Source organism: Streptomyces sp. (genome assembly GCF_035645055.1).
In the GTDB taxonomy this organism is placed as follows: Bacteria; Actinomycetota; Actinomycetes; order Streptomycetales; family Streptomycetaceae; genus Streptomyces.
Window position 1 is genome coordinate 157,634 of sequence record NZ_DASQNH010000076.1, and the last position, 24,396, is coordinate 182,029.

The 24,396-nt window shown below is 72.4% G+C and carries 23 protein-coding genes and 3 pseudogenes; 10 read left to right on the forward strand and 16 right to left on the reverse strand.

Going from position 1 to position 24,396, the window contains the following annotated elements:
• Window positions 1–25: 25 nt before the first annotated feature.
• On the reverse strand, window positions 26–541 hold the full coding sequence (gene msrA / locus VE614_RS24780; protein WP_324941254.1) for a peptide-methionine (S)-S-oxide reductase MsrA: 516 nt from the start codon (window positions 539–541) through the stop codon (window positions 26–28).
• 223 nt (window positions 542–764) lie between these two features.
• On the reverse strand, window positions 765–1,760 hold the full coding sequence (locus VE614_RS24785) for a peptidase (protein WP_324941257.1): 996 nt from the start codon (window positions 1,758–1,760) through the stop codon (window positions 765–767).
• 241 nt (window positions 1,761–2,001) lie between these two features.
• Between VE614_RS24785 and VE614_RS24790 the strand changes: the two are divergent.
• Together VE614_RS24790 and VE614_RS24795 are read left to right on the forward strand one after the other, a co-directional pair.
• Window positions 2,002–2,166, forward strand: a pseudogene (locus VE614_RS24790) (cholesterol oxidase substrate-binding domain-containing protein); the annotation flags it as partial.
• 175 nt (window positions 2,167–2,341) lie between these two features.
• Window positions 2,342–2,395: pseudogene (locus VE614_RS24795) on the forward strand (hypothetical protein); the annotation flags it as partial.
• A 94-nt stretch (window positions 2,396–2,489) separates the two neighbouring features.
• Here VE614_RS24795 and VE614_RS24800 read toward each other — a convergent pair.
• Both VE614_RS24800 and VE614_RS24805 read right to left on the reverse strand, forming a co-directional pair.
• Window positions 2,490–3,419: pseudogene (locus tag VE614_RS24800) on the reverse strand (DMT family transporter); the annotation flags it as partial.
• Window positions 3,329–3,892 carry a GNAT family protein gene (locus VE614_RS24805; RefSeq protein WP_324941259.1) on the reverse strand — a complete coding sequence of 188 codons (564 nt, stop codon included), beginning with the start codon at window positions 3,890–3,892 and terminating at the stop codon, window positions 3,329–3,331. The pseudogene VE614_RS24800 and the gene VE614_RS24805, both read right to left, overlap by 91 nt.
• Window positions 3,893–3,942: 50 nt before the next feature.
• On the opposite strand from VE614_RS24805, the gene VE614_RS24810 reads away from it, so the two are divergent.
• Window positions 3,943–4,587 carry a TetR/AcrR family transcriptional regulator gene (locus tag VE614_RS24810; RefSeq protein ID WP_324941262.1) on the forward strand — a complete coding sequence of 215 codons (645 nt, stop codon included), beginning with the start codon at window positions 3,943–3,945 and terminating at the stop codon, window positions 4,585–4,587.
• Window positions 4,588–4,711: 124 nt separating this feature from the next.
• A complete protein-coding gene (locus VE614_RS24815; RefSeq protein ID WP_324941265.1) occupies window positions 4,712–5,881 on the forward strand; it encodes a serine hydrolase domain-containing protein in 1,170 nt (389 codons plus the stop codon).
• Window positions 5,882–5,925: 44 nt separating this feature from the next.
• Here the strand turns inward: VE614_RS24815 and VE614_RS24820 are convergent, their stop codons facing one another.
• The 4 genes from VE614_RS24820 to VE614_RS33805 form a co-directional block, all read right to left on the reverse strand.
• The gene (locus tag VE614_RS24820; protein WP_324941268.1) at window positions 5,926–6,639 is read right to left on the reverse strand and encodes a cation transporter; all 714 of its coding nucleotides are present in this window, start codon (window positions 6,637–6,639) and stop codon (window positions 5,926–5,928) included.
• A complete protein-coding gene (locus VE614_RS24825; protein WP_324941271.1) occupies window positions 6,636–6,974 on the reverse strand; it encodes a metalloregulator ArsR/SmtB family transcription factor in 339 nt (112 codons plus the stop codon). The genes VE614_RS24820 and VE614_RS24825 overlap by 4 nt, the downstream gene beginning before the upstream one ends.
• Before the next feature lie 98 nt (window positions 6,975–7,072).
• Window positions 7,073–8,737 (reverse strand): sigma-70 family RNA polymerase sigma factor, encoded by a 1,665-nt coding sequence (locus VE614_RS24830; RefSeq protein WP_324941274.1) that lies wholly within the window; start codon window positions 8,735–8,737, stop codon window positions 7,073–7,075.
• Window positions 8,679–9,428 (reverse strand): helix-turn-helix domain-containing protein, encoded by a 750-nt coding sequence (locus VE614_RS33805; RefSeq protein ID WP_414719641.1) that lies wholly within the window; start codon window positions 9,426–9,428, stop codon window positions 8,679–8,681. The genes VE614_RS24830 and VE614_RS33805 overlap by 59 nt, the downstream gene beginning before the upstream one ends.
• A 95-nt stretch (window positions 9,429–9,523) precedes the next feature.
• Between VE614_RS33805 and VE614_RS24840 the strand changes: the two genes are divergently transcribed.
• The 6 genes from VE614_RS24840 (at window position 9,524) to VE614_RS24865 (ending at window position 16,504) form a co-directional block, all read left to right on the forward strand.
• A complete protein-coding gene (locus VE614_RS24840; RefSeq protein ID WP_324941277.1) occupies window positions 9,524–10,702 on the forward strand; it encodes a S1 family peptidase in 1,179 nt (392 codons plus the stop codon).
• A 183-nt stretch (window positions 10,703–10,885) separates the two neighbouring features.
• Window positions 10,886–12,208, forward strand: a complete 1,323-nt coding sequence (locus VE614_RS24845) for a lipase family protein (protein ID WP_324941280.1) — start codon at window positions 10,886–10,888, stop codon at window positions 12,206–12,208.
• A 407-nt stretch (window positions 12,209–12,615) separates the two neighbouring features.
• Window positions 12,616–14,607 carry a flavin monoamine oxidase family protein gene (locus VE614_RS24850; RefSeq protein WP_324941283.1) on the forward strand — a complete coding sequence of 664 codons (1,992 nt, stop codon included), beginning with the start codon at window positions 12,616–12,618 and terminating at the stop codon, window positions 14,605–14,607.
• Between the two features lie 344 nt (window positions 14,608–14,951).
• Window positions 14,952–15,413: an SPW repeat protein gene (locus tag VE614_RS24855; protein WP_324941286.1), complete on the forward strand. Its 462-nt coding sequence runs from the start codon at window positions 14,952–14,954 to the stop codon at window positions 15,411–15,413.
• Window positions 15,414–15,487: 74 nt separating this feature from the next.
• Window positions 15,488–15,649 (forward strand): hypothetical protein, encoded by a 162-nt coding sequence (locus VE614_RS24860; protein ID WP_324941289.1) that lies wholly within the window; start codon window positions 15,488–15,490, stop codon window positions 15,647–15,649.
• A gap of 120 nt (window positions 15,650–15,769) precedes the next feature.
• Window positions 15,770–16,504 carry a DUF2071 domain-containing protein gene (locus VE614_RS24865; protein ID WP_324941292.1) on the forward strand — a complete coding sequence of 245 codons (735 nt, stop codon included), beginning with the start codon at window positions 15,770–15,772 and terminating at the stop codon, window positions 16,502–16,504.
• Here the strand turns inward: VE614_RS24865 and VE614_RS24870 are convergent.
• From VE614_RS24870 to VE614_RS24905, 8 genes are all read right to left on the reverse strand, one after another.
• Window positions 16,423–17,259, reverse strand: a complete 837-nt coding sequence (locus VE614_RS24870) for an alpha/beta hydrolase (protein WP_324941295.1) — start codon at window positions 17,257–17,259, stop codon at window positions 16,423–16,425. The genes VE614_RS24865 and VE614_RS24870 overlap by 82 nt on opposite strands.
• Window positions 17,256–18,233, reverse strand: a complete 978-nt coding sequence (locus VE614_RS24875; protein ID WP_324941297.1) for an SDR family oxidoreductase — start codon at window positions 18,231–18,233, stop codon at window positions 17,256–17,258. Before VE614_RS24875 ends, VE614_RS24870 begins: the two co-directional genes overlap by 4 nt.
• A gap of 205 nt (window positions 18,234–18,438) precedes the next feature.
• Entirely contained in the window at window positions 18,439–19,308 is an 870-nt protein-coding gene (locus VE614_RS24880) for an MBL fold metallo-hydrolase (RefSeq protein WP_324941300.1), read from the reverse strand.
• A 109-nt stretch (window positions 19,309–19,417) separates the two neighbouring features.
• Window positions 19,418–20,164, reverse strand: a complete 747-nt coding sequence (locus tag VE614_RS24885; protein WP_324941303.1) for a phosphodiesterase — start codon at window positions 20,162–20,164, stop codon at window positions 19,418–19,420.
• Window positions 20,161–20,472, reverse strand: a complete 312-nt coding sequence (locus tag VE614_RS24890) for a hypothetical protein (RefSeq protein ID WP_324941307.1) — start codon at window positions 20,470–20,472, stop codon at window positions 20,161–20,163. The genes VE614_RS24885 and VE614_RS24890 overlap by 4 nt, the downstream gene beginning before the upstream one ends.
• 77 nt (window positions 20,473–20,549) lie before the next feature.
• On the reverse strand, window positions 20,550–22,253 hold the full coding sequence (locus tag VE614_RS24895) for a RecQ family ATP-dependent DNA helicase (RefSeq protein ID WP_324941310.1): 1,704 nt from the start codon (window positions 22,251–22,253) through the stop codon (window positions 20,550–20,552).
• 160 nt (window positions 22,254–22,413) lie between these two features.
• Entirely contained in the window at window positions 22,414–23,004 is a 591-nt protein-coding gene (locus tag VE614_RS24900) for a hemerythrin domain-containing protein (RefSeq protein ID WP_324941312.1), read from the reverse strand.
• An 11-nt stretch (window positions 23,005–23,015) separates the two neighbouring features.
• The gene (locus tag VE614_RS24905; protein WP_324941313.1) at window positions 23,016–24,215 is read right to left on the reverse strand and encodes a hypothetical protein; all 1,200 of its coding nucleotides are present in this window, start codon (window positions 24,213–24,215) and stop codon (window positions 23,016–23,018) included.
• Between the last annotated feature and the right edge of the window lie 181 nt (window positions 24,216–24,396).

Genomic DNA, 24,396 nt, shown 5'->3' on the forward strand with positions numbered 1-24,396 from the left:
GCGGCCACCGCACGTGCGCCGGTGGTCAGGACTCGTCGCGCCGGGGCAGGCGCCAGTCCGGGCGCGGGAAGTGGCAGGTGTAGCCGTCCGGGTAGCGCTGGAGGTAGTCCTGGTGCTCCGGCTCGGCCTCCCAGAACTCCCCGGCCGGCTCCACCTCGGTCACCACCGGTCCCGGCCACAGCCCGGACGCCTCCACGTCGGCGATGGTGTCCTGCGCGACGCGCCGCTGCTCCTCGTCGACGTAGAAGATCGCGGAGCGGTAACTGAGACCCACGTCGTTGCCCTGCCGGTTCCTCGTGGTCGGGTCGTGGATCTGGAAGAAGTACTCCAGGATCGTGCGGTAGTCGGTGACCGAGGGATCGAAGACGATCTCGATCGACTCCGCGTGCCTGCCGTGGTCGCGGTAGGTGGGACGGGGCTTGTCGTTGTCGCCGGTGTAGCCGACTCGCGTGCGCACCACTCCGGGCAGTGACCGGATGAGCTCCTGCATGCCCCAGAAGCACCCGCCCGCCAGCAGCGCCCTCTCCTCCATGTCGCTCATGAGCCTCGCCTCTCTGTCCGCGCCTGTCCGCTCATGACCCAGCCTCGCACACCCCCAGTCGGCGCAGCACGCCGCACGGGAGGCCGGCCCTGAGCCCGGGCCCGGAACCCGGAGCCTTCGTCGGACCGCTGGGGATCCGGTGAGCCCGTACCGGAACAGGCGCCGACCCGGGCCGGCTCCACGCCCGGGTCGGTGTTCGTGTGCGTACTCCGGTCAGCGGCTCCTACGAGGTCTGGGCCTTGTCGTACAGGGCCTTCGCGTCGTTGCCGAAGTACGGGCCGAACATGCGGTTCGGCAGGAACGTGTAGCCGAAGCTGTTCACGGAGACCTGCAGGCCCGCGCCCGTCGACTCGCTGAAGCCGGTGAACCAGGGGCCACCGCTGGAGCCGCCGGTCATGTTGCAGGCGAGGCTGTGGTCCTGGGAGAAGAGGAAGTCCTTCGAGCTGTTGCCGCTGCAGTAGATGAGTTTGGAACCGTCGTACGGCGAGGCGGCCGGGAAGCCGAAGGCGTACATGGGCTTGTTGTAGCCGCCGTTGAACTGGATGCCCTGCGCGCCGACGACCGAGGTGAGCGTCTGGCCGTTCAGCGGGGCGACGACCGCGGCGCCGATGTCGAAGTTGATGTCCTCGCTCGCCTCCCACTGCGGGGTGGTGAGCGTCTTGGTCGCGGTCCACTGGCCGTACGGCGCGCTGCCGTTGTCGTAGGCGGGCACGAACACCCAGTTGGTGTGCCAGCTGCCCTGGTACTTGACGCAGTGCCCGGCGGTGATGACCGTGCTGGCGTTCTGGCTGGTCACGGCGTTGCCGGAGCAGGAGGCGGTACGGCCCTGGAACGTGAAGAACACCCGGCCCGACGTCTTCACGACCGCGCCGCCACCGGTCCACGCACCGCCGGCCTGCGGGAAGGAAGCGGGGGCGGCCGTGGGTTCGACGGTCGTCGTCCGTCCCTCGGCGGCCCTCGGGGCCTTCAGCCGCTGGGCGGCCTGCGGGGTCAGCAGGAGATCGAGGGGGGTGGCGCCGCGCATGCGCTCGGCAGTCCAGAAGGTACGGGTCTTGTGCTGCTCGGCGAGTGGGATGGTGCGGGCCGGTAGAGAGCGTCCCGAGGTGGCCGAACCGGTGTCGGGGGCTGCCGCGTTGGCCGACCCGGCCTGGACGAGGCCGCCCGTGAACAGGGCTGCCAGAGCCAGCAGGATGCCCGGGGCGGTGCGATGGCGTCTCACGCATGTCTCCTTCTGCCGTGCCCTGACGTGGGTGTCCGGGCAGGGTGGGGGTACGAAGAGCGGTGCGGATAGACGTGCGTGTGGCAGCGTGCCACGGAAATTCTCGACTGTCAGGGCCGCGTCAGCACATATTTCACCGAATCCAGGACTCGGCCGACGACTGGAGCTTGCTACAACCGCTGGCGTGAAATGACCGCGGGGCTCCGGTCGTTACGTTCGTGTCCCCGGCCCGGCGGGTGCGATGCGCGCGGTGGCCGCCCCTTCGCCGACTTCCTGGACCGCGGCGGGCGGGGCCGAGGCGATCTGGTTCGCCTTCACCGACAAGCCGTGGCTCAAGGTCTGGAGCGTCACGCCCACCCGGCCGCTGTCCTCCCGCGCCGTCACCGAACCGTACAACTACCCGTTCTCCGACAGCGTCTCCGGACCCCTGGCGCGCCTCGTCGGCCGGATCGTCGCGGTGAGGTGCTCACCCACCTGGTGGCCGGCGGGCTGCGCTCGGGCCTCTGGGAGCCGTCCCGGGCGCTGCTTCACTGTCCACGGACGACGCGGCCTGGGCCGATCGCGCGGTGATCACCCGCCGCGTGCCCGGCAGTCATCGGGCGGGCGGCGGTCAGGGCCGGGTCGTAGCGGTCGCCGTCCTCGACCGCTGCGACCCCCACAGGACCTTCGGCACGCCGTTCCTCGACCGCCTGCTGAGCCGGGCCGGGCCGGGCCGGTCAGGACCACCGCGTTGCCCGCCAGGATCAGCAGCACGCCCACCAGGTCGCGTCCGGTCCAGCGGAAGCCTTCGAAGACGGTGGAGAGCAGCAGGGCGACGACGGGGAAGAGCAGGGTGGCGTACGCCGCGCGCTCGCCGCCGATGCGTCCGAGCAGGGTGAGGTAGGCACCGAAGCCGATCACGGAACCGACGACGGCGAGGTAGAGCAGTGAGCCCGTGTACCGCAGGGTGGGCTCGAAGGCGGGCCCGTCCTGCAGGATCACGGCGAACGGCGCCATCAGCAGTGGCCCGTACGCCATCGCGTACCCCGTGCTCGGGATCACCGGGACACCCGCGGCCTGGGTTCTGCCGGAGAGCACGTTGCCCAGGCAGAACACCACGGTGCCCAGGAGCGAGAGAGCGATGCCCCGGCCTGTCCCCGAGGAGAGGTCCAGGCCGCTGAGTTCGGGCCAGAACACGGTGCCGATGCCGAGCAGTCCCACCGCACCGCCCGCGAGGACCCGTCGCGCGACGGCGCGGTGGAGGAACAGGCGCGCGAACACCGTGTTCACCAGCAGCGACATGGCGAAGATGAGGGAGACAAGTCCGGTGGTGAGATGCTGCTCGGCGAAGTAGAAGCAGACGAAGTTGGTGGAGAACATCAGCGCGCCCATGGCGGCGAACCAGGCGTGGACGCGCGGCGGATAGCGCAGGGGGTGGCCGCGCAGGACGGCCCACGCCAGAGTCACCGCGGCGGCGAGCGCGAACCGGTAGGCGATCGAAGCGGTCGGATGGACCTCCCCCAGCTGCCCTTTGATCGCCAGCCAGGTCGAACCCCAGATCACCACCGTCAGGGCGTACAGGCCACCGTTCACAGGTGGCTCTTCTCCGCCTGGGCGTGCCATTCGGGAGCGAGGACCGCCCAGAGCTGCGTGTCGTGGCGCACGCCCTCGTACGGCCATGCCTCGCGTCGTACGCCCTCCAGCGTCATGCCGAGCCGCCTGGCCACCGCCGCGCTGCGGTCGTTGTCGGCCCGGCAATGCCATTCGGCGCGGTGCAGGCCCCGGGATGTGAACGCCCAGTCGAGCAGCGCGCCGCACGCGCGGGTGACCAGGCCGTGGCCTTCGGCGGACGGCTCCAGCCAGCAGCCGATCTCACAGGATCCGGCGGCGGCGTCGAGGTGGGTGAACATCACGCCGCCGGCCAGCACCCCGCCCCGCCAGATGCCGTAGAGGCGGGCGCCGTCGCCGGCCTGGCGTTCGGCATAGCGCCGGAGCGTGGCCCGCGCCCCGTCCAGGTCGTCGGTGACGAACGCGGGCCCGACCCATGGCCGTATGTGCTCACGGGCCCGGTCCAGGTGCTCGGCGAACTCCTCGGCATGCCAGACCTCCAGCGGACCGAGGCGGGCGCCGTCGCGCAGTGGCAGCGAGAACATAGGGCCTCTCCATTCACATAACAAGCGTTACGGCAATGTACCCTGGCGGCATGCCACGCTCCAAGGGAGATCACGAGGCCCGTCGGCGCGACGTCTCGGAAGCGGTCTGGCAGGTGATGGCCACGCGCGGCTTCGCCGGTCTGACCCTGCGCGCCGTCGCCGCCGAACTCGGCGCGACCACCGGCCTGCTCACGCATTACTTCCCCACCAAGCAGGCCCTCGTGGCATACGCCCTCGACCTGCTGGAACAGCGCACCGCCTCCCGCCCCCGCCGCCACGCGGGCAAAGGCGTGGCCGCCCTGCGGAACGCACTCCTGGACATCCTGCCGCTGACCCCCGAGGCCACCGACAGCAATCGCATCTGGGTCTCCTCGTGGGACACCGCGCTGTCCGCCCCCGGCCTGAGCGCCGAGTACGCGCGCAAGTACGCCCGGAGCCGGGACAGGCTGAGCGAGCGGGTGGCCGCGGCCCAGGAACTCGGCGAACTGCCCCAGGGCGACCCCGCGCGGATCGCGGCCGGCGCCCAGTCGTTCATTCTCGGCCTGGTGGTCCAGTCACTGTTCGACCCGGTGACGTTCCCACCCCGACGGCAGGTCGAACTGCTGGACGACTACCTGGCCGCCCTGACCGCCGGCGCGGAACCGTCGACGCCCCCTCGGAATGCCGCCGGGGATCGCGATCCGTCTTCCGACTGACCTTCCACACCCCGGTCGTATTTCCGCATGTGCGCCATATGATCGATTGCCCAGGGATGTTGGTGGTTCGTCAGGAGCGGTCGGCACCGATGTGTCTCCCGCGTACCGAGGGAGGCTGGTGCACATGTCGAGACGCCTGCGGACGGCGCTGGTGGGCGTGACCGTGATCGCGGCGGCGGGTACGGCCCTGCTGACCACCCCGGCGGCCGCGGCGGGCGACGGGGCGGCCGGCACGGGGAGGCCCGGGCACGGCGCCACCCAGGCCGCCATGGACACGGCCGTCGCCGCGGGCGTGCCCGGAATCGTCGCCGAAGTGCGCGGCACCCGCGGGGTGTGGAGGGGCTCCTCGGGCGTCGCCGACCTCTCCACCCGGCAGCCGCGCGGCCACCGCGACCAGTTCCGGGCCGGGAGCGTCACCAAGACGCTCGTGGCGACCGTCATGCTCCAGCTCCAGGCGGAAGGAAAGGCCGACCTCGATGCCACGGTCGACCACTATCTGCCCGGACTCGTGCGGGGCAACGGCCACGACGGCACGAAGATCACGGTCCGACAGCTGCTGAACCACACCAGCGGCATCTACAACTTCACCGACGACACCACCTTCGCGAAGAAGGTGATGGGCATCGAATTCCTGGAGACCCGCTACGACGACTGGACTCCTCAGCAGGTCATCGCCCTCGCCCTGGAGAACCCGCCCCAGTTCGAGCCCGGCACCTCCTGGAAGTACTCCAACACCAACTACCTCCTGCTCGGCCTGATCATCGAGAAGCTGACCGGCAGGCCGTACGCCGAGGAGATCGAACGGCGCGTCACCCGGCCGCTCGGGATGCGCTCCACCCGCTTCCCCGGCACCGACCCGCACGTCCCCGCGCCCACCCGGCACTACTCCACCTTCGCCGAGGACCCGGGCAAGACCTACGACGTGACCGAGCTCAACCCGTCCTGGGCCGGTGCGGCGGGCGAGATGATCAGCAACACCGCCGATCTCAACCGCTTCTACACCGCCCTCTTCCGCGGCGGTCTGCTGCCCCCCGCCCAGCTCCGGCAGATGACCACCACGCTCTCGACCGAGGGCAACCTGCCGCGCCAGCGCTACGGTCTCGGCCTCATCGAGTACGAGACCACGTGCGGGGTCAAGGTCTGGGGCCACTCCGGCGGTATCCACGGCTCGACGACTCAGGCCTTCGGCACCAGGGACGGCCGCCACATGATCACCCTGAATTTCAACGGCGACTGGGTCGGCGGCGGCAAGAACGTCGTCTCGGCCGAGTTCTGCCCGCCTCGCGGTGCGTGACTCGTCCGACGCAGCCGGCGCTGTCTCCGGCGGGCGGGACATCCTCAGTCGCAGCCGGAACAGCAGCCGCACGAGTCGGTCTCGGCAGCGGTGGACGGCGTCGCCGCCCCCGCGGGCACTGCGCAGCAGCCCTTGCCCTGCCATGCGTCACGCCCTTCCTTGAGGGCGACGGCGGCGATGAGGAGGGCGGCGACCGGGTCGGCCCAGGACCAGCCGAGGGTGGCGTTGAGGACCAGGCCGAGCAGCAGCACGGCGGACAGATAGGTGCACAGGAGGGTCTGCTTGGAGTCCGCCACCGCCGAGGCGGAGCCGAGTTCGCGTCCGGCACGGCGCTGGGCGGCGGACAGGAACGGCATCACCGCGAGGGAGAGGGCCGCGAGGACGATGCCGGGGATGGAGCGTTCGGCCTCCCCGGTGCCGGCGAGCGCGCGGACGGCGTCGACGGCGACATAGGCGGCGAGGGCGAGGAAGGAGACGGCGATGATCCGCAGGGTGGTCTTCTCACGGGCCTCCCGCACCTGGTGATCGCCCGCGGAGAACTGCCAGGCGACCGCGGCGGCGGAGGAGACTTCGATGATCGAGTCGAGGCCGAACCCGATCAGCGCGGTGGAGGAGGCGAGAGCGCCGGCGGTGAGGGCGACGGCCGCCTCGACGACGTTGTACGTGATGGTCGCGGCGACCAGCAGCCGTATCCGGCGGGCGAGCGCGTCACGCCGGGCCGGGGTGGGCCCCGGGGACAGGGATATGTCCGCGGTCATCGGCAGCAGTCCTCCTCGTCGGCGTCCGGGCACGTGCGGTCGGACTCGACGGCGACCACGGCCGCCCGCAGGTCGTCCAGCGCCTGCCCGAGACGTACGTCGGCCAGCTCGTAGCGGGTACGACGACCGTCGGGGAGGGCGACCACGAGACCGCAGTCGCGCAGGCACGCCAGATGGTTCGACAACCGGGTCCGGGAGACCCCGAGGGCGTCGGCGAGGTCCGCCGGGTAGGCCGGGGCCCGGCGGAGGGCGAGCAGGATGCGGCAGCGTATCGGGTCGGCGAGCGCGCGGCCGAACCGGGCCAGCACGTCGATGTCGTCAGCGAGGGTCAGCACACCAGGAGAGTACACGAAAACCTGAATTCAGGAAGTCATGGACTCTCGGCGGCCGCGCCTCCCGCCACCCCCCTCCCCCTCCCCCGCCGCCGGCCTCCTCAACTGCCCTGTTCCGCACCGAAGTTCTGGGTCCACCAAGGCCCACCCGAGCCGTCGTGGACGCCCACGCCGATGTCCTCGAACGAGCAGTTGAGGATGTTGGCGCGGTGACCGGGACTGTTCATCCAGGACTCCATCACCGCTTCCGGAGTCTGCTGGCCGCGGGCGATGTTCTCCCCGTAGGTGGACCACGCGTACCCCGCGGCGGTGGTGCGCTGTCCGGGATCGGCGCCGTCCGGGTTGGTGTGGTCGAAGAAGTCGCGGGCCGCCATGTCCTCCGAGTGGCCCTGGGCGGCCCGGTTCAGCTCGGGGTCCTCCGCGAGCGGAGCGCAGCCGGCGGCCGCCCGTTCCTTGTTCACCAGCGCGACCACCTGCGCGACGGTTCCCGTCGGGGCCTGCCGCGTCACTGAGGTGCTGGGCGCGCTCGGAGCCGGTCGGGCGGCGGACGGCCGGGCCGACGGCGCGGTCTTCTCGGCGGGGCTCTTGGAAGGGGCCGCCTCCTTCGAAGGTGACGCGGACGGCGACGCAGACGCAGACGCAGACGCTGACGGAGACCGGACGGCCGACGCGGAGGCCTCGGCGGCGCCGGGGTCCGGGCGTTCCACCGCGCGGGCACCGGCCGTACGCGCGGCGCTCGCCCGCTCCGGACCGGTCCCGGAGTCCGTGCCGAAGTACCACAGACCGCCGCCCACTACACCGGACACCACCACGGCACCGGCGACGGCGCGCCGCCGGACGCGCCGTCGCCGACGCACCTGGCTGCGGGAGGCAGTCCGGCCCGGCGCCGCGCGGTGTCCGGCGCCTTGGGCCGAGCGGCCATGGCCGGGAGAGGCGGCCGGCGGGGACGCCGAGCCGACCGCGGCCATCCCGCCGGAGGGGGGAAGCAGCCTCTCCCACAGCGCGGGCGCCGCCGCGACCAGGGCCAGCCCGGCCAGCAGGCCCTCCGCCGGCATCAGCCCGCTCCACAGGCCGGAGCAGAGCGCGCAACCACGCGCGTGCCGGGCTATTCGCTTGCGCCACAGCGCCGAGGGGCGGCCGTCCCAGGTGGCCAGGACTCCCGTCAGTTCCGCACATCGCGGGCGCGCGTCGAGCGCGCGGACGACCACTCTGGCCGCCTCCAGCTGTGCCTTCATCCGCTGCACCCGCACCGCCGTGTGCCGGGGCGAGAGCTCCAGAGCGGCGGCCACCTCGGAGCGCGTCAGCTCACCGGCGCACTCCAGCCACCAGAGCGACAGCAGCCCTCGATCGTCGGGCTCCAGCCAGCGGGTCGCCCGCGCGGTCTCCTGGCGCTGACCGGACAGCTGCAGCTGCACGATGGTCAGGTCGACGAAGTCGGCCCCGGGGTCGGCGAGATCCTCTGCCTCCTCGACGGCGCCCGGGGCCGACCGCCGGCCGTGCCAGTGCGCCCGGACCTGATTCATCGCGATGGCCACGAGCCAGGAGCGGAAGTTCTCGGGGGCGCGCAGACCGCCCAGCGCGTCGAGTGCTCGCAGCATGGTGTCCTGCACGACGTCGTCCACGTCGACGGAGCCGTTCAAGGCACGCCCCACGACGTTGTAGACCAGCGGGAGGTGGGCACTGATCAGGGCGTCCTGGGCCGCCGGGTCACCGCTCTGCGCAGCGGTCACCAGTGCCGCCGACTCCCTCGTGCGCTCTGTACTCATGGCAAGCTTCCTCGTCTTCGACGCCGGACGTTGCTGTCCGCTGCATGGGAGATCGGCCGGTGGGCCCGGGATAACAGATTTTTCCTGACGCGGACTCCGCTCGTACGTCCGTGCGAGAGACGTCACATCCCCGGAGGGCGGCGCACCCGCGGGGTGACGGAGTCAAGGAGGGCGTCGCGGCACGGGCACGCGCGGACGACGTGATGCCTGCCGCGGCCGCTCCGTACGACGGTGAAGACACGGGCGAAAGCCCTGGCCCGCGGGTAGCTGCCGCAGGAGCACGGCCGACGGCCGTCCGTCCCGGACGAGGTCGGGGAGTGATCCCGGCCTGCTCGGTCGGCCGTACCCGCCGTCCGACCGGTTCGAGGAGCTGGACGCCGACTTCGGCCTCCAGCCGGGAGGGCTGCCGGGAGACGGACGAGGGGGCGCAGGGCACCGCGTCCGCGAGGGTGCCGCGGTGCTTGACTCCAAAGCGCCGGGCGCGTCCCGGACGGTGCACCGCGCCCTCGCCGAGCGGGCCGCGAGCACCGAGGGCGCGGGCGGGAGCGCGACCGGGCTGACGCTCGGCGTGCCCACCGCCTGGGCAGCCGCTGCGGCGGAACAGCCATGCCCCTCCTCGTCCTCCCCCAACGGGCAACAGCACAGCCCCCAGCCCAGGCAGTTCGCGCATTGGCATGGACCTGATAGCCATCCCTCGCTAGGCTCTGGCCGCATCACATGAGAGCGCTCTCAGACTGCGGTTGTTCCACCCCCACCCCACGGGAACGACGAAGGGCAGCGACTTCCATGACACGCAACAGATTCGCGCAAGCCTGCGTGGCCGCGCTCCTGCTGATCGGCAGCTGGTCCGCGGCCGGCGCCCTGCCCGCCTCGGCGAGCGACGCCCCCTCCCCAGCCGCCTCAGCGGCCTCAACCGGGTCCGCCTCGGCCTCCCCCGGCCTGCTGCGGGCCATGCAGCGGGACTTCGGGCTCTCCCGCGCCGAGGCCGAGGCGCGGCTCGCCGCCGAGCGCCGCGCCACCGAGCTGGTGCCCGAGGCCCGCGAGACCGCCGGGGCCGCGTACGGTGGCGCGTGGTTCGAGGCGGAGAGCGGGAAGCTGATCGTCGCGGTCACCTCGGACGCCGGCGACTCGACGGTCCGTGCCCTGCGCGCCTCCGGTGCGGACGTCCGCGTCGTCGAGCACAGCGCGCGCCTGCTCGACGCGGTCAAATCGCGCATCGACCGCCTGAACGCCCCTGCCGGTGTGAGCAGTTGGTCGGTCGACCCGGCAGCCAACACCGTGGTGGTGAACGTCGTCCGCGACCAGCGGGCCGACTCCGGCGTCCGCCGGTTCGTCACCGAGGCCCGGAAGGCCGGTCCGGTCACCGTGCGCACCGTGCGGGCCGCCGCACGGACCTTCGCGGCGGGCACCGTGGGCGGCGACCCCTACTACACCGGGAACGTCCGCTGCTCGATCGGCTTCTCGGTCCACGGCGGCTTCGTCACCGCCGGGCACTGCGGCGGGACCGGCGCCGGAGTCAGGGGCTGGGACGGCTCCCACATCGGCACGTTCCAGGGCTCCTCGTTCCCGGAGAACGACTACGCGTGGGTCAACGTGGGCAGCGGCTGGTGGACGGTGCCCGTCGTGCTCGGCTGGGGAACCGTCCCGGACCGGCTGGTGCGCGGCTCGGCCGAGGCTCCGATCGGCGCCTCCGTCTGCCGCTCCGGCTCGACGACCCACTGGCACTGCGGGGCCGTACTGGCGAAGAACGAGACCGTCAACTACAGCCAGGGCGCGGTGCGCCAGATGACGAAGACGAGCGTGTGCGCCGAACCGGGCGACTCCGGCGGGTCGTTCATCAGCGGCGACCAGGCGCAGGGCGTCACCTCCGGCGGCTGGGGCAACTGCTCCGGCGGGGGTGAGACCTGGTTCCAGCCGGTCAACGAGATCCTCAACCGCTACGGGCTGACACTGCACACGGCCTGACCGGGCGGCACGCAGCGAGCGGGCCCTGCCGGGCGACCGGCGGGGCCCGCCTCTGCCTGCGCACGGCGACCGCGCGCCCCCGCCCAATAGTTACCAGCCCGTAACTTGCACAGGCGTTACCGCGGGTAAATGAGCAGTGCTAGTTTCCGGTTCACTCACCTGCCACCGAGCGAGGAGTGAACCGTGAGCCGTATCGGCACCGTGCTGACGACCGCCGTCGTCACCACAGCCTGTGTCTGCGTGTCCGCCCCGCCCGCCGCCGCGAGCGACCCGGTGGTGTCCCGCGGCATCACCATCCCCGCCTTCTACACCCCGCCCGCCCAACTCCCCACCGGCAACGGCACGTTGATCCGGCACGAGCCACTGCCGCTGAGCCTCGCCCTGCCCGGTCTCGACGGCCGCCCGCTGCCCGGCACGGCCACCCGCCTGATGTACACGTCCACCGACTCCAACGGCGAGCGGGTCGCCGTCACCGGCGCCTACATCGAGCCGTCCGCGGCGTGGCGGGGCGACGGCCCCCGCCCCCTGGTCGTGGTGGGCTCGGGCACCATGGGCCAGGGCGACCAGTGCGCGCCGTCGTTCTCCCTCCAGCACCCGCTGCTCCTCAACGGGCAGACCCTCTCCGTGGGCTACGAGATCCTGGCGGTCTACCGCCTCCTCGCCACCGGCGCGGCCGTCGTCGTCACGGACTACGTCGGCCTCGGCGCGACCGACCGGCTGCACACCTACGTCAACCGGCTGGACCAGGGACACGCCATGCTGGACGCGGCACGCGCGGCGCGCTCCGTGCCGGGCGCGTCGGTCACGGCCGGCTCCCGGGTCGGCATGTACGGCTACAGCCAGGGCGGCGGCGCCAGTGCCGCCGCGGCCGAACTCCAGCGCACCTACGCCCCCGACGTACCTCTCGCCGGCACCTACAGCGGCGCGCCGCCCGCCGACCTGACGGAGGTCATGAAGGGCATCGACGGCAGCGCGCTGGCCGGCGCCCTGGGCTGGTCGATCAACGGGTTCGCGCAGGCCGAACCCGACCTGCGCGAGGTCATGGAGGCCAACGTCAACGCGACGGGCCGGGCCGCGCTCAAGGACATCGAGACCACCTGCGTGGGAGACGCGATCCTCGCCTACGGCTTCACCAAGAGCACGAAGTGGACGTCGAGCGGGAAGTCCCTCGCCGAGGTCATCGCGGGCGAGCCCCGCGCCCAGGCGGTGCTCGACAAACAGCGCCTCGGCGCACTCACCCCCACGGGTCCGGTCCGGCTGGCCACCGGCGTCCAGGACGACATCGTCCCCCATGCCCAGTCCCGCCGGCTGGCGGTGGACTGGTGCCGCAGAGGCGGTGACGTCACCTACAAGCCCGTCATCCTGCCCGACCTCGGCGACAAGATCCTCACCAACCATATCGCCCCGCTGATCACCGACCAGGGCGACGCGGTGTCCTGGCTGACCGACCGCCTCGCCGGCAAGCCCACCGGGTCCAACTGCCCCACCATGCCGGTGCAGCCCTGATCCCCACGGTCCCGAGAACGCGTCTCTCCTCCGGCGCCCGGCCGGCGCGAGCGTCCAGGTCCAGCTCCGGCGGCAACGCGGGGTCCGGGTCCTCCTCTCGGACCCCGGGCGCCTCGGACGCGGGGGACACGGCCACCTGGGCCAGGGTCCGGGCGGACAAGGCCACCTGGGCCGGGATCAGGACGGACGTGGCCCGGTCCAGCCCGGCGGGCCGTGCTCGGCGAGGCAGCCCATGACGGCGGGGTCCGCGACCGCGTCACCCCGCCCCGGTACCGACGCGGCACCCGCCGGTCCCGTTCCGGACGTCAAGAAGCGCGGTCACGACAACCGCCGGTCGAGTGGTTTGGAACTCTCGTCTGTGTGAAGGCGGCTCCCGGGTACGGCTCGTCCCCCAAGAGTGGTGCGCCATGAGCCCATATGACGCCACGAGCGATGAGCAGCACACTTCGGATACGTCGCTCGACAGCCCGCTCCCCTCACGCCGCACCCTGGTCACCGCCGCCGGTGCCTCCGCGCTGGCCGCCGGACTCACCGCCGCCTCCGCCGCTCCCGCGACCGCCCTCAGCCCTGGCACCGCGCCCTCGATCGCACCGGCCGCGTCACCACCCGGTGTGGGCAGCGAGGCGTACACCACGGTCGCGCGCGCCATCGTCGTCCACGACCAGCACGACAAGCCCCTCACCCCCGCGTACGTGAACGTCGTCGAGCACGGGCTGCCGCCCAGCCGGGGGAAGGGGACGAAGCGGGTCCTGGTCGTGGGGGCCGGGCCGGCGGGGCTGCTCGCCGCCGACCTGCTCAACCGGGCGGGCCACGATGTCGTCGTGATCGAGGCCAACGGCAACCGTGTCGGCGGACGCATCAAGACGTTCCGCAAGGGCGGTCACGAGAACGGGGTGCAGCCCTTCGCCGACCCCAGGCAGTACGCGGAGGGCGGGGCGATGCGGCTGCCCGAGAGCCATCCGCTGCTCATGACGCTGCTGAGGAAATTCGACCTGCCGCGCCAGGAGTTCCTGCTGGTGGACGTGGAGGTCGAGAACCCCACGCAGCGCGCCAACCGGACCTGGATCCACGTCAACGGCGTCCATGTGCGCCGGGCCGACTACGAGAAGAACCCGGAGAAGGTCAACGACACCTTCGGCATCACCGGCCCCCACCGCACGAAGACCGCTTCCGCCATCCTCGCGGACGCCCTCGAACCCGCGCACCGGCTCATCCGGGGCAAGGAGGGGACGGCCCTCGTCAACGGGTGGGTGGAGGTGCTGAAGAGGTACGGCCACTGGTCCATGTACCGGTACCTCACCGAGGTCGCCGAGCTGGACACCAGGACCATCGACCTGATCGGCACCATCCAGAACCTGACCTCACGCCTGCATCTGTCCTTCCTGCACAGCTTCCTGTCGAGCGCGCTGATCGACCCGAAGACCAGATTCTGGGAGATCAAGGGCGGCACCGCGTCGTTCGTCGACGCGCTGTACGCACCCGTGAAGAGCAAGGTGCGGCTCGACAGGCGCGCCGTACGCATCGAACGCGGCGGTGGCAAGGTCAGGGTGCACACGGTCTCCGAGGACTGCCAGACCGGGCACGGCGGTGTCACGGAGGTCTTCGAGGGCGACGAGGCGATCATCACGGTTCCCTTCTCCGGGCTGCGCCATGTGGCCTTCGACCCTCCGCTGGGCTACGGCAAGCGCCGGGCCATCACGGAACTGCACTACGACGCCGCGACGAAGGTGCTGCTGGAGTTCTCCCAGCGGTGGTGGGAGTTCACCGAGAAGCAGTGGAAGCAGGCACTGAACTCCATCGAGGACGGCCTGTACGAGAAGTACCGGGCGGGCCGGGTCGACGACGGCAGGTATCTCGGCGCGCACAAGTCCGTGAAGGACCTGGGGGTCACGGTCCCCGACGCGTACAAGAGCTGTTTCGCCGCCTTCCGGCCCGCCGCCGGTGACGACCCGGAAGCGGCCCACGTCCGTGGTGGCGGCTCGGTGAGCGACAACGCCAACCGCTTCATGTACTTCGAGCACGCCCATCCGATGGAGGGCAGCGACGGAGGGATCATGCTCGCCTCCTACAGCTGGGCCGACGACGCCCTCAAGTGGGACGCGTACGCCGACGAGGAGCGGTATCTGCGGGCGCTCGCCGGAGTGCAGGCCGTGTTCGGCCGCCGCTGTGAGGTCTTCTTCACCACCAAGTGCAAGACGCAGTCGTGGATGCGTGACCACTACGCCTACGGTGAGGCGTCGGTGCTGTTCCCCGGCCAGCACACGGAGCTGTTCCCCGACATCCCGACCTCGGAAGGGCCGCTGCACTTCGCGGGCGACCACACCTCCATCAAGCCGGCCTGGATCGAGGGCGCCCTCGAATCCGCCGTCCGCACGGCCCTGAAGGTACACACCGGCTGACGGCCGCGGCGGGGCGCCCGATGTCCGCCCTCGCCCTCCTGCCCGCCGGGAGGTCGCACCGGGCGCCCCGTCCACCGTGACACCGTTGTCGTCCGTAGTCCGCACGGCAGGGGACCCGGCGCGGCGTGAGCGCGGCACCTCACCGCCGCGTGCGGCGGAACCGGGGCCCTGCGGTCGCTCGACCGGCTGGTGTGTGAGCCACGGGCCGCCGCCTGATCGACGCACAGCTTTCGCCGCGCACGATCGGAATGCGCGCGTTCTGGGTTCGGCCGGGGAGTGGTCGGAGCGCGCAGGGTGGGTACCCGGCCAGGGCTCGGGGACCTTGCGCCTCGGAGGTGACAGGAATGACAACCTCTCCCCACTCGTCCATGGAGACCCACCCGGACCTCATCGACATGCGTGCGCGCCACGAGATGGCCGAGCGCGCGGCGACCACTCCGAAAGCACAGGCCGTCGAGACCATGGCGCTCCTGACGGGTCTCTACCTGGCGGCATCGCCGTGGATCGCCGGCTTCAGCGGCCTCTCCACGCTGGCCGTCACCAACCTGATCGTCGGCATCGCGTACGCGCTGCTGATGAGCGGTGGCTTCGGCCGTGCCTACGAGCGCACCCACAGCATGGCGTGGGCCGCCTGTGCCCTGGGCGCGTGGACCATCGTCGCCCCCTGGGTCGTCGCCGGTGACGTCAGCACCACCAGGAGCATCGTCAACAACGTCATCGTCGGCATCATCGCCCTGCTGCTGGGGCTGGCCGCCAGTGCCGCGGCGCGTGCACCGCGCTCAGCCGGGTCGAACCGGATGAGGTGACGGCCTGAACGAACGGCGCCGCGCCGACACCGACCGGCCCTCGCACGAACCCGACAGACCAAGGAGGAAGCACGGTGACCGTGCCCGAGGAGAACCGTCCGAAGACGACCGCGACGGACAAGGTCGTGGAGTCGAAGGACACCGGCCGGGAGTCACGGCAGCCCGGCGCCACCGGCCGCTCCATGCGCGAGGCGATGGAAGAGGCGGGGATCCGGAAGGACGCCTGCGAGAAGTAGGAGCCGCCTTCCCCCTGCCGGAACCAGGCTGTGACCGCCCCGCCCTCCCCGCGTGAACCGCGTGGAGGGCGGGGTTCTCCATGACCGTTTCCGCTGGTCATGGCGGGGGACTCGGCGAGCGTGGTACAGCAGGAGGCGGAGCAGCGCGTGGGTGTCCCGGTGCTGCGGGCCGGCTGGGTGCGGCAGACGTTCGTCCACTGGCGGTACCCGCCGGACGTCGTCCAGGCACTGCTGCCCGAGGGGCTCGTCGTGGACGAGTACGAGGATGCGGCCTGGGTGGGTCTCACCCCCTTCGTCATGACGGGCGTACGTCCTGCCCTGGTGCCGGCGGTGGTGCCGGGTCTTCCCCCGTTCGCGGAGACCAATCTGCGGACCTACGTCCGGGACCGTGACGGGCGGGACGGACTGTGGTTCCTGACCATCGAGGTGGCCTGCCCGCTGATGCTGGCGGCTCAGGCCGTCGGTGTTCCGTACCACCCCGGCATCCTGCGAGCCTCCACGGCAGGCGACGCCGTCCGCTACGAGGGGTCACGGCTCGGCGGCGGTCCGTCCTACCGCCTGCTCGTCCGTCCCGGCGCCTCCCTCCGCCCGGCGGCGCGGGACATCTGGCTGACCTCGCGCTGGCGGGCGTACACCCGGCGGCTCGGCCTGCTCTGGGAGACGCCGGTCGAGCACGAGCCCTGGCCGCTGGCGGACGCGACGATCGACGCACTGGAAGAGACCCTGACCACCGAGGTGGGCCTCCACGCCCCCGCGGGCGAGCCGCTGGTGCACTACTCGGACGGGGTGCGGCGGGTCCGCGTCGGGCCGACGCTGCCCTGCTCCCGCTCCTCCCGTGTCCGCTCCGCCTCGTAGCGGAGCCCGGCCGCCGGCAGCAGCGTCCTGGTGATGCGCGCCAGCTCCCTCGGCGCCCCGTGGTTCAGCGCGTGCCCGGCACCGGGCACCGAGGCCGAGCGGCCGTCCGGGAGCAGGGCCGCGACTTCCTCGGCCCAGGCGCGGGGCACGATGGGGTCACGGGTTCCGCGCGCCACGACGACCGGGGTGCGCAGGTGGTGGAGTTTCCGTTCGACGGGGTCGTGCAGCCCGTACCGGTAGGTGCGCCAGGCACGGCGTACGCCGCAGTCCAGGTAGCTGGCCAGCAGGGCCGGCGCGAGCGACGGGCGCTCCCGGCGGGCGTCACGCAGCAGCCGCGCCACCTGGATCGGGGTGGACCGGGCGGCGCGGTCGAACGTCGGGCCGTTGAGGACGGCGGGGCCGACGAGTTCGGGCGCGTGGACGGCCAGGTCGACGACGACCTGACAGCCGAGCGAGTTGCCGACCAGGAGAGCCGGGTGCCGTCCGGTGGCCCGCAGCCAGTCGGCCAACGCGCTCGACAATCCGCGGATGTCCAGCGCCCGCGCCGGGCCGGGGGTCCGGCCGAACCCGGGGAGGTCCACCGCGACGGTCCGGGCGTGGGGGGCGAGGGCCCGGGCGAACGGCAGCCAGTAGCGGTAGGAGCAGCCGAGACCGTGGACGCACACCACCTCGGGGGCATCGGGCGGCCCCAGCACGGCTGCGTGGACCCGGGTGCCCGCGGCGGCCGTGAACTCGTGCGCGTCCCAGCCGCTCAAGGCGTGCGGACCCGCCGTGCGGCACCCGCCGCCGCGAGCGCGAGCACGGTGGCGGCGGTGAGTCGGCGCAGCCCGGTGCGGCGGCGTCCGTCCCAGCCGCCGTGCACGGCGCCCTCGCCGGCCGCGGGGACGTGCAGGTTGCCGGGGCCGGCCGGAGCGGGCTCCTCGCGGGACAGGTGCGTACGGTCGACCTGCCGGGCCATCATCCGCTCCGCGAGCCCCGGCGACATCCGGGACTGGATGACCAGGGACCGGCCCGTCGGTCCCACCACGACCTCCCGCCGGGGCGCCCGTGCCAGGTCCACGATCGTCCTCGCGACCCGCTCCGGGCTGTGGACCGGGGGCATGGCCCGCGGCCTGCGTCCCGTGTAGTTCGCGGCGTGCTGGAACAGCGGGGTGTCGACGGTGGCGGGCAGCACCGTGCACACATGGACGTGCTTCGCCTTCTCCAGCCGCAGTTCCTGGCGCAGGCTCGCGCTCAGCGCCCGGACGGCGTGCTTGGACATGCCGTAGGCGTGGGTGTACGGCTGGCTCACGACTCCGACGATGGAGGAGACGTTCACGAGCGTGCCCCGGCCCTGCTCGCGCATCAGCCTCAGGGCGGCGCGGGCGCCGTGCACGTACCCCATGACGTTGACGTCCAGGACCTTGCGGAAGTCCTCCAGGGGCACCTGCTCGAACGGGCCGAAGACGGTCACGGCGGCCGCGTTGACCCATACGTCGACGCGGCCGAAGCGCTCCACCGCGCGCCGGGCGAGGTCGTCCACTGCGGCGGCGTCCGTCACGTCGGTCGGTACGGCGAGAGCCTCCGCGCGACGGTGGCTCTCGCACTCGCGCCGGACCGCCTCCAGCGCGTCGGCCCGGCGCGCCGCCAGCACCACGGCGCAGCCCTTGCGGGCGAAGGCGAGGGCGGTGGCCCGTCCGATGCCGCTGGAGGCACCGGTGATCACGACCACGGAATCACGCACACGCATGTCGGCCCCTTTCGCACCCGTCTTCCACACCCGTCGGATGTGCCACTCAAGCACCGCACGGCACTCCGCACCGCTCGGCGAGTGCCCCATGGGTGCTTCCATACGCCAGAACGGGTGGCCCGTCCGGGCGGGCCGGTTCCACGGAGCGGGGGCCGGTGGCGTCCTCCGGGCAGCCGACCTGCCGGCCGTCCGCCGGCCGGTGGTCTCAGGGCGAGGGGTCGACGACCGTCGGGGCCGCTCCGGGGGCGGGGCTGATCCACGCCCGCCCGCCGTGCCCGCAGTGGACGAGACGGTCGCCGAGTCCGAGCGCGTCGATCTCGCCGAGGAACGCGGACAGCGGCGAGCGCATCACCGTGTAGTCGCCGTAGTGCACCGGCAGGACCCTGCGGGGGCCGAGGCGCCGGGCCAGTTCCGCGCCCTGGGCGCCGTCCATGGTCACCACAAAGCCACCCGGAAGGCGCGTGCCGCCCAGGTGCAGTACGGCCAGGTCGGCGGCCGGGAAGCGGCGGGCGATCTCGTCCAGGCCGTCGTACACCAGCGTGTCGCCCGAGATGTACAGCCGCAGCCGGACCGGCCCCCCGGCGGGGCCGAACTCCAGCATGCTGCCCATCACCGGCGGCAGCAGGCCGCGCAGCAGCGCGTGCCCCGCGTGGCGGCCGGGCAGCGCGGTGACCCGCACCCGGGCGGCGCCGCGCTGGAGCGTGAGCCCGTGCCAGGTGCGCAGCCCCGCGGTGCGGGGAAAGCGGTGTGCGACCCGGAGCCGGCGGGCGGCGTGCGGTGTGGTCAGCACCGGCACCGAGTGGTCCAGGTGCCTGCGGGCCCGGCGGTCCCAGTGGTCGCCGTGCAGGTGCGAGAGGACGATCCCGTCCAGGCGGGGCAAGTCCCCGATGTCCAGGGCCGGTTCGGTCAGGCGGCGGCTCAGGAGCCCGTAGCCGAGGTAGGCGTACTGTCCGCGGTGCAGGAAATTGGGGTCGGTGAGCAGGGTGAGCCCGCCGTAGCGGAGCAGGACGGTCGCGTTGCCGATGAGGCGGATGCCGACCGCGCCGTCGGTGGTGTCGTCCGTGATCCCGGTCATGGCCGTCCCGTCCGGGCGGGGTGGGAGGCCGCCCCGTCCACCGCTCGTCTCCCGGTTCCTCCGGGTGCACGGAGTACCCCTGGCCACGCTGGTCACTCATCGCGCTCGGTCACTCGGGCTGCCGCCCTTGGCGTCCTTCGCGGGAGCCGCGGTAGGCGGCCTCGCGCAACCGGCTCAGCCAGGCCGTGGGACGCAGTTCGGGGAGGCAGTGCAGGTACGGGTCGTACGACACCGTGCCGCTCTCCGGCAGGGGGTGCGGCGCGGTGGTGAGGGTGAGGGTCGCGAAGGAGCGCCAGGGTTCTCCGGGGGCGGCCGCCCGCAGGTCGAAGCGGAGCGGTGCGCGGGCCAGCGCCTGCCGCAGGTCGGGCAGGGAGACACCCACCGGCCCGTGGCCGCCGCGCACGGGGAAGGCCGCCAGGACGCGGGCGCGGTGCCCGGTCCGGTAGGCGACCAGCGTCGAGTAGGGACCGGTCAGGGCGTCGTGCCGGAGCAGCGGGAGGTGCCGGCCCAGGCGGCCCGCGCGGCTGGAGGTGAGCAGCAGGTCGAGCGGCGCACCGGCGCCGTCGGCGTTCTCGACCCGCAGGGCGAGGCCCAGGCCGTCCGGCAGCCGCCCGGGCAGGCCCAGCGCACGCGACCAGCGCACGGTCACGGCATAGGTGCCCGGCCGGTCCAGCCAGGGGACCCGCCATCCTCCGTCGCCGGGCACCTCCAGCGTTCCGGTGCACGTCACCCCGGCGGGGTGCAGCGCCGGTGCCGCCCTGCGCCGGGCGACGCGCCGGGCGAGCGCGTAGGCCGCTCTCGTCCGGGCGGTCGTCCGGGCGGTCCGCTGGGGGACGCGGGTGGGCTGCCGGGTCATGACGTCGGGCGGATGACGGCCCGCACGCAGCCGTCGGTCTTGTGCTTGAACATGCCGTAGGCCTTGGGTGCCTGCTCCCGCGGGAGGGTGGGGGTGGCCAGGTGCGCGGTCGTCAGCTCTCCGGCCGCCATGCGCTCCGGGAGCATGGGGATGTACCGCTGGCCGCGCATCTGCGCGCCGCGCCCCGTGAGCCCCTTGTCGACCACCGCGCCGAGCGGGAACTTGTCGCCGGACAGCCCCGGCCCGGCCCTGCGCACACCGACGACCGCGGCACCGGCCAGGGGCAGGATCCACGACGCGCGTTTCATCACAAGGTCTCCGCTCGGGACGTGGCTGTCGGCTGTCGTGCGGCGAGTTACCCGGCCCGTCGGTACGAAACGGGGGGTCAGGCGGCCGGCCCGTCGTGGCGGGGCCCGCGCACCACCGTGAGCAGGTCGTCGCGTCCGGCCACCGCGTCCAAGGCCAGCGTGCGGTAGCCGGCCTGGTCGAACAGGACGGTGATGCGGTCCCCGTCCTCGCTCAGCACCGTGCCCTCCCCCCACCGCTCGTGCCGCACCTCGGACCCGACGGGAAACGCGGCAGCCGCGGGGTGGGCGGGCCGCTCCCGGCCCTCGTGCTCGGCGCCCTCCTCGTCGCAGAGGTCGCAGTTCCCGCACGGCCCCTCGTACTCCTCGCCGAAGTAGCCGAGCAGGAAGTGCCGTCGGCAGCCGGTCGTCTCGGCGTACGCGCGGGCCATCTCGACCCGCGAGCGCTCCGTCTCCCGATGCGCCCGCGCCGTCCGCGCGGCCCGCTCCACCGCCTGCCCGGGCGGCACGCCCGGGGCGGGGCGCACCTCGCCCTCCTCCCCCGTGGCGACGGCGTCGGCCTCCTCCAGGAGGTTGACCGCGGCGGTGACCCGGTTTCTGGACAGGCCCGTGTCCTGGCGCAGTTCGTCCAGATCGGCGGGGTCCTCGCGGTGGTCGTGGACGGCGTCGGCCACCTCGGAGAGGGTGTCGCGGCCGGGTGCGCGGGCGGCGAAGAAGGTCTGCATCCCGGTGTCCTGCGGGCGGTAGTGCAGGACGGCGAGGGCCGGGTGCCCGTCCCTGCCGCAGCGGCCGATCTCCTGGTAGTAGGCGTCGAGGGAGCCGGGCAGCGCCGCGTGCAGCACGAACCGTACGTCCTCCTTGTCGATGCCCATCCCGAAGGCCGAGGTGGCCACCACGACGTCCGCCGAGCCGGCGAGGAAGGCGTCGTGGATCCGGGCGCGCTCGGCGGCCCGCAGTCCCGCGTGGTAGGCCTCGGCGGACAGGCCCAGGGAGGCCAGCTCCCCGGCGTAGTACTCGGTGTCCTTGCGGGTCGCGGCGTAGACGATGCCCGGCTTGGCCTGGGCGGCAGCCCCCTCGACGACGGCGCGGCGCCGGTCGTCGTCGTCCTGGAAGCGGCGGACCTCCAGCCTGATGTTCGGCCGGTCGAAACCGGTCACCATCACCTGTGGATCGCGCATGCCCAGTCGCTCCGCGATCTCCCTGCGCACCGGCGGCGCGGCCGTCGCGGTGAGGGCCAGGAGCGGCGGTCTGCCGATCCGGCGTACCGCCTGTTCCAGGCGCAGGTAGTCGGGGCGGAAGTCATGGCCCCAGGAGGACACGCACTGGGCCTCGTCCACCACGAACAGGGCGGGGCCGGTGTCGGCCAGGCGCTCCACCACCTCGTCCTTGGCGAGCTGCTCGGGCGCCAGGTACAGGAGGCGGGCCTCGCCGTGGCGTACGGCCTCCCAGGCGGCCTCCGTGTCCGCCGCGCCCAGGTCGGAGTTGACGGCGACCGCACGCGGGGCACGGTCACCGTCGGGCAGCCCGGCGATCTGGTCGCGCTGGAGGGCCAGCAAGGGCGACACGACCACGACCGGCCCGGACAGCATCAGCGCGGGGACCTGGTACACGGCGGACTTGCCGGACCCGGTCGGCATGACGACGAGTGTGTCCTCGCCCTGGAGTACCCATTCCATGGCGGTGAGCTGCTCGGGCAGCAGGGTGTCCCAGCCGAAGACCTCGGCGGCGGTCGCCCGCAGGCGCGCCGCCCGGTCCCGCTCCGTCCGCCGACGCTTGCCTGCCACCGCCCACTCCCTTCGCTGCCGGACGCGGACGCGCGGGCCGGGGCCGGCTGAGCTGTCCGCGGAGCACCGGGTACCCGCGCCGCCCGGATTCACCTGCGGGAACACCGAACAGCAGGGGTGCTCCCGCAGGTGAGCCTCTCGGCATCGGGCGGGCGGTGTCTCAGCCCTTGCCCATGGCCTTGCGGACGGCGTCCTTGGTGCGGTCCATGAGGGCGGCGACGGGTCCGAGGGCCAGGTTGGCCGCGCCGGACTCGACACCGGGGTGCGGCCGCGTCGGGGCCATGGCCTCCGCGGCCTTCACGGCCTTGGCCATGGCGGCGAGGTCGGTGACATCGGTGCTGCGGCGGATGTACGAGAACTCGTAGCGCTCCTCCTTGCGGGCGTGCTCCTGCACCTCGGTGCGCAGCGCCCGCAGCCGCGGCAGGAACTCGGGGTCGTCGGTGTCCATCTCGTCCAGGGCGGCCAGGGTCTCCTTGGCCGCCCTCTCCTCGGCGAGGCGGTCCTCCACGATCTGCTGACCGCCCGGCATCGACCGCCGGGCGAAGGGGTGGACGACCTCCTCCTCGGCGGTCTCGTGGACGGCCAGCAGACGCACCAGGTGCCGGAAGGCCTCGCGGCGTTCCTCGCCCTGCGTCCGCTCGACCTCGTCGAAGAGGTTGCGGATGTCGCCGTGCTGGCGCATCAGCAGCGCGACGACGTCCAGGTCGTCGGCGTGGTCGGCGCCGCCCTGCGGGGTGTGGAGCTGGGACATGGGGGGCCGCCTCACTTCTCGCGCATCGCGGGATCGGGGTGCTCGCCCTCGGACTGCACGCGGTACTCGCGCCCGAACATCTCCTGGTGCTCGGCCATGACCCGCTCGCTCGGCGGCTCCTCGCCGCCGTGGAGCTGTTCCTGCATCTTCTCGAACCGCTCGTGCGCCTCCCGCACATAGCCGGCGCCCAGGGTGGTCAGGTCCATCTGGGTGTCCAGCAGCTCGCGCAGGTACTGCTTGTTCGGCTCGAAGGTGAGCACGTTGGGCAGCTCCGGGGCCAGGACCTCCTGCGGTTCCCGCCCGTCGAAACGGCGCATCAGGTCACAGGCGGTGTGCAGGTGCTCCAGCTCCATGTTGAGGTGCAGCTCCCAGATCGCCTTGACCTTCGGATCGCTCTCCTGCTCCATGAAGGAGTAGTACAGGTAGCACTCGTTGTACTCATGGTTGACCAGCTGCTCCCACCAGGTCTCGCCCGGATCGACGAGCGACTCGTAGTGGGTGACGTGTTCCTCCTCGATGAGCCCGATCTCCTGGTAGAGCTGGCGGGCGATCGGCTCCATGTAGGTGGGACCGGTGTTCATGTAGAAGTTCATCGTCTGCTGCTCCGCCGACAGGATCGTCAGCGCGTGCAGCTTAGACAGCGGGTTCGTCTCGTCCTTGGCGTACGGATCGCGGACGTTGTCGGCCGGGTGGCGGTGGTGGTACTTCGTCGGCCGGCCGGGCATGACCTCGGTGAGGTTGTCGACGATCGACTCCGCCTTGCGGTGCTCGATCATCTCGTACAGGTTGGCGTACCGGTACAGGTGGTCGAAGTCCTCCAGCACGCCGAACTCGTACGCCTGCTTCAGGTACGGGTCCGGCTCCATCCGGGCCACCCACGCCGTCAGGTCCACCGCGACCTGCTCATAGGCGATCGTCGTCTCCAGCACCGACGACACACCGGGCAGCAGCCAGTTCACGACCTTCTGCTGCTGCGCCTCGATGTAGCGGGTCTGCGCGAGCTGCCGCTTGACCTCGGGGTCGACCGTGTTGCGGGCGAGCTGGTGGCTGAAGAGGATCGCCTCCACCTCGATGCCGTTCATGGTGATGATCCGGCACCGGGTGTAGGGGTCGCAGCGGTCGGGGTCGATGGGCTGGACGTTCAGCTCGCGCCAGTTGCGCAGCTGGCGGTCCAAGGGGATGCCGCGTTGTTCGAGCGGGTTGAAGGTCATGAGGGGTGCCTCCTGAGGCAGGGCAGCTCGTGCGCCGGCGGGTCCCCCCGCCTCGGACGCCGAGCACAGGTTCGCCCCGAGTCTCGTCGTGCCCGCCGCGTTCCGGTCACTCCTGCTGGTCCAGGCGGGTGTGGTTCCCCCGGCCGGGTCAGCAGGGGTGGCGGTCCCGGTCGATCCGCGT

Bases quoted from the DNA above. Each gene is read 5' to 3' on its own strand.
- VE614_RS24855 (WP_324941286.1), top strand. From the start codon at position 14,952: ATGACAACCTCTCCCCACTCGTCCATGGAGACCCACCCGGACCTCATC.
- VE614_RS33805 (WP_414719641.1), bottom strand. From the start codon at position 9,428: ATGGCTATCAGGTCCATGCCAATGCGCGAACTGCCTGGGCTGGGGGCT.
- msrA (WP_324941254.1), bottom strand. From the start codon at position 541: ATGAGCGACATGGAGGAGAGGGCGCTGCTGGCGGGCGGGTGCTTCTGG.
- VE614_RS24830 (WP_324941274.1), bottom strand. From the start codon at position 8,737: ATGAGTACAGAGCGCACGAGGGAGTCGGCGGCACTGGTGACCGCTGCG.
- VE614_RS24885 (WP_324941303.1), bottom strand. From the start codon at position 20,164: ATGACCCGGCAGCCCACCCGCGTCCCCCAGCGGACCGCCCGGACGACC.
- VE614_RS24820 (WP_324941268.1), bottom strand. From the start codon at position 6,639: ATGACCGCGGACATATCCCTGTCCCCGGGGCCCACCCCGGCCCGGCGT.
- VE614_RS24875 (WP_324941297.1), bottom strand. From the start codon at position 18,233: ATGCGTGTGCGTGATTCCGTGGTCGTGATCACCGGTGCCTCCAGCGGC.
- VE614_RS24840 (WP_324941277.1), top strand. From the start codon at position 9,524: ATGACACGCAACAGATTCGCGCAAGCCTGCGTGGCCGCGCTCCTGCTG.
- VE614_RS24890 (WP_324941307.1), bottom strand. From the start codon at position 20,472: ATGAAACGCGCGTCGTGGATCCTGCCCCTGGCCGGTGCCGCGGTCGTC.
- VE614_RS24880 (WP_324941300.1), bottom strand. From the start codon at position 19,308: ATGACCGGGATCACGGACGACACCACCGACGGCGCGGTCGGCATCCGC.
- VE614_RS24850 (WP_324941283.1), top strand. From the start codon at position 12,616: ATGAGCCCATATGACGCCACGAGCGATGAGCAGCACACTTCGGATACG.
- VE614_RS24900 (WP_324941312.1), bottom strand. From the start codon at position 23,004: ATGTCCCAGCTCCACACCCCGCAGGGCGGCGCCGACCACGCCGACGAC.
- VE614_RS24805 (WP_324941259.1), bottom strand. From the start codon at position 3,892: ATGTTCTCGCTGCCACTGCGCGACGGCGCCCGCCTCGGTCCGCTGGAG.
- VE614_RS24810 (WP_324941262.1), top strand. From the start codon at position 3,943: ATGCCACGCTCCAAGGGAGATCACGAGGCCCGTCGGCGCGACGTCTCG.
- VE614_RS24905 (WP_324941313.1), bottom strand. From the start codon at position 24,215: ATGACCTTCAACCCGCTCGAACAACGCGGCATCCCCTTGGACCGCCAG.
- VE614_RS24815 (WP_324941265.1), top strand. From the start codon at position 4,712: ATGTCGAGACGCCTGCGGACGGCGCTGGTGGGCGTGACCGTGATCGCG.